Source organism: Caballeronia sp. M23-90, from assembly GCF_053574605.1.
The window spans coordinates 1-3,568 of record NZ_JBSIPA010000585.1; the positions used below are offsets into that span (position 1 = coordinate 1).

Genomic DNA, 3,568 nt, shown 5'->3' on the forward strand with positions numbered 1-3,568 from the left:
TCTGCGCCGGTCATGGTGGTCGCGGCGCTCGCCAGCGACGACGCGCCGGCAAGCTTGAGGAAGTTGCGTCTCGATACGGTGGCGACGGGATCGGTTCTGGTCTTGTTCGGCATGTCAGGGTCTCGCTCCGGGGATTTTATGGGCCGACAACTGAATCCATTATTGCGAGCGGTATTACCCCGTTATGACATTCGCCATACTTTCCGGAATGGCGAAGCCGATCAACCCGCCGCCGCCCTCAGCGTGACCACGTCACGCCGCGGCGGTGCGCCAAACATGCGCGCATATTCGCGGCTGAATTGCGATGCGCTTTCGTAGCCGACCTGGAACGCAGCCGTCTCTGCATTGGCCGCGTCCGTCAGCATCAACCGCCGCGCTTCGAGCAGGCGCAACTGCTTCTGGTACTGCAGCGGTGTCATCGATGTCAGCGTCTTGAATTGCCGATGAAACGCCGACGGACTCATCTGCGCCTGCAACGCGAGTTCCTCGATGCGCACCGCTTCAGCAAAACGGTTACGCAACGAGTGGATCACGCTCACCACCCGGTGTACGTGACTGTTGCCGAGCACGATCGCCGCGACGTCGGCGGCACGCGGGCCCGTGAGCAGCCAATAACAGATTTCCCGCATGATCGATGGATAAAGCATCGGAATGGCTTGCGGCGTGCCGATCAGGCGCATCAGACGCAATGCGCAATCAGCGAGCGGCCCGTCGAAGTCGGTGACAAAGACGCCGTGCGCCGATTCGCCGTTCGCACCGGCCTCGGGATGGTTCGCGCCTTCGGTCGTGGCCAGCCCTTCGAACACATCGCGCATCACGGCCAGGTCGAATTCGACCACGATGCCAAGAAACGGCTCCGTTCTGCTCGCTTCGACCACGCGCCCGACCGCTGGCATCTCGACGCTGACGACCAGCGCCTGACCGGCACGATAGTGGAACCGCTGATTGCCGAAGATCGTCCATTTCGCGCCCTGCACGACGATGCACAACGCCGGCTTGAAAATGAGGTGCGACGGCTGCTTTTCGCGATTCGAACGAAGGATCATCACGCCCTTGACGGGCGTCAGGTAGGGGCCGTCACCAGGCTGGGCGTCGGTGTAACGGGTGACGGCTTCGAGCAGGGCATCGTTGGACATGGGCGGAAATCTTCGGGCGCTGGAACCCCGATCATATAGGCGTTTCGAGAAAAAAACGCGTGACAGGATCAGGCAAGAAGTGTCCAAGTTCGGGCATTCTGATCTTCGCCTGGCGCGCGTATCGTTGGTCGGACACGAACCCAGTGAAACACAACGGAGTCCATCAATGCCTGATCAAAACACCCCGAAGATCGCAATCGTCACGGGCGGCAGCCGCGGCCTCGGCCGCAACACGGTACTGAACCTGGCAAAGCGCGGTATCGATTCGATTTTCACGTATCACTCGAATCGCGCCGAAGCCGATCAGGTCGTCGCAGCAGTGCACGAAGCAGGACGCAACGCAGGACGCAACGCGATCGCCATTCAACTCGATACCGCCAACACCGCCTCCTTCGATACCTTCACGCAAAACGTTCGTGACGCGCTCTCAAAGCTGGGTGCAGAGCGTTTCGATTTTCTTGTCAACAACGCGGGCACGTCGTTGCACAAGGCGTTTCACGAGACCACCGAAGCCGAACTGGACGCCGTCTACGCGGTCCATTTCAAGGGCGTGTTTTTCCTCACGCAAAAGCTGCTGCCGCTCATCAACGATGGCGGCCGCATCGTGAATATCTCTTCGGGTCTCGCGCGGTTTTCGTTTCCCGGAAGCAGTGCGTATGCGTGCATGAAGGGCGCGGTCGAGGTGCTCACGCGTTATCTCGCGAAAGAACTCGGCGAGCGCCGCATTACCGTCAACACGGTGGCGCCCGGCGCGATCGCGACGGACTTCAGCGGCGGCATGGTCCGCGACAATCCGGACCTGAACAAGCTGATTGCCGGCATGACATCGCTTGGCCGCGTGGGTCATCCCGACGATATCGGCCCGATGATCGCGGCGCTTCTCTCCGACGATAACCGCTGGGTCAACGCGCAGCGCATCGAGGTATCGGGCGGCATGATCATCTGAGCCGCTGCGCCGGGTGTTTCATATCAAGGGCAGCGTGAGCCGGATATGCTCGGCGAACACCTTGATCAGATGCGACGGGCGTGCCCGCTCGAACTTCAGCGTAATGGCGATGCCGGGCAACGCGGGAAGTCCGGGATCGCCATTGAGAATGCAGAGATCCGGCGCGACGGCCGTCTGCGTGATGACGGCCACGGCCTGTCCCGAGCGGACCAGGGCCGTGAGACCGGCAAGACTGCTGCTTGCATAAGCGATGCGATACGCCCTGCCCGCGCGCTGCAACGCTTCGCAGGCCGCGACGTGATCGAGCGTGTCCGGATCGGAAAGCGCCAGCGGCAACGGGTCGAAGTGCGCGGCGTCCAGTCCCGGATAACCCACCCAGACCAGCGGCTCACGGCGGATGATGTCGTCGTTCGGGGCACTCTCCGGTAGCGAAATCATCGCCAGGTCCAGCGCGTGCATGTCCAGTTGTTCGAGCAATCGCGGCGTGGGCGCGCATACGACCTCCACCAGCGCATCCGGGTGCCGGCTCGAAAACTGCCGCAGCAAATGCGGCAGGAAAACCGTGGCGTAGTCGTCCGGACATCCAAAGCGAATCGTTCCCGACAAGCCTTTGCCGGACAGATCGGCCATTGCTTCGTCGTGCATGCGCAAAATGCGTTGGGCGTGGATCAGCAGGCGTTCGCCGGGGTTGGTCAACACCACGCCGCGACCTGTGCGCTGAAACAGCGGCTGATCGACGATCTCTTCAAGACGCTTCATCTGCTGGCTCAGCGCGGACTGGGTCCGGCCAATCCGGCTGGCCGCGTGGCTGAGCGTCCGGACTTCGGCCACGACGGTGAACGAACGCAGCAGGTCGATTTCGAGTGAAAGGCTCAAGGTATAAGACTCGCTTCTATCTTCCATTAGAACTATTCGATTCTATGAAACCAGAGAGCGAACTAGACTGCAAGCTATTCCGCCTATTCCGCTTGTCTAGGTTTTATTCCTGCCATTCGCCAAGGAGCAGCAACGTGTCCAGAAACGACGATGCAACCTTCTGGCATAACGCCAGACATCACCTCATCCGCTACGGCGGCACCTTCGAGCCGTTGATCATCGAGCGTGCCAAAGGCAGCTTCGTCTACGACGCAGACGGCCGCGCGATCCTGGACTTCACATCGGGGCAAATGAGCGCGGTGCTCGGGCACAGCCATCCGGAAATCGTGGCGGTCATCAACGAATACGCCGGCAAGCTCGACCACCTCTTCAGCGGCATGCTGTCCCGGCCAGTGGTCGATCTCGCGACCCGCCTCGCCGACATCACGCCCGAAGGACTCGACCGCGCACTGTTGCTGAGCACGGGCGCGGAATCGAACGAAGCCGCCATCCGCATGGCGAAGCTGGTCACGGGCAAGTACGAAATCGTAGGGTTTGCGCAGTCCTGGCACGGCATGACGGGCAACGCGGCATCCGCGACCTACAGCGCCGGTCGCAAGGGCGTCGGCCA

4 protein-coding genes are annotated in these 3,568 nt (G+C 61.5%); 2 read left to right on the plus strand and 2 right to left on the minus strand.

The window, feature by feature from the left end:
- Positions 1–221: 221 nt before the first annotated feature.
- The gene (locus ACRXB1_RS32915) at positions 222–1,136 is read right to left on the minus strand and encodes an AraC family transcriptional regulator (RefSeq protein ID WP_449494409.1); all 915 of its coding nucleotides are present in this window, start codon (positions 1,134–1,136) and stop codon (positions 222–224) included.
- 166 nt (positions 1,137–1,302) lie between these two features.
- Here ACRXB1_RS32915 and ACRXB1_RS32920 point away from each other — a divergent pair, with 166 nt between their 5' ends.
- Positions 1,303–2,082: an SDR family NAD(P)-dependent oxidoreductase gene (locus ACRXB1_RS32920; protein ID WP_449494410.1), complete on the plus strand. Its 780-nt coding sequence runs from the start codon at positions 1,303–1,305 to the stop codon at positions 2,080–2,082.
- A gap of 18 nt (positions 2,083–2,100) precedes the next feature.
- Here ACRXB1_RS32920 and ACRXB1_RS32925 read toward each other — a convergent pair whose 3' ends face one another.
- Positions 2,101–2,985: a LysR family transcriptional regulator gene (locus tag ACRXB1_RS32925; protein ID WP_449494411.1), complete on the minus strand. Its 885-nt coding sequence runs from the start codon at positions 2,983–2,985 to the stop codon at positions 2,101–2,103.
- Between the two features lie 107 nt (positions 2,986–3,092).
- Between ACRXB1_RS32925 and ACRXB1_RS32930 the strand changes: the two genes are divergently transcribed.
- Positions 3,093–3,568, plus strand: a 476-nt coding sequence (locus ACRXB1_RS32930) for an aminotransferase class III-fold pyridoxal phosphate-dependent enzyme (protein WP_449494412.1), incomplete at its 3' end; no start/stop codon positions are given.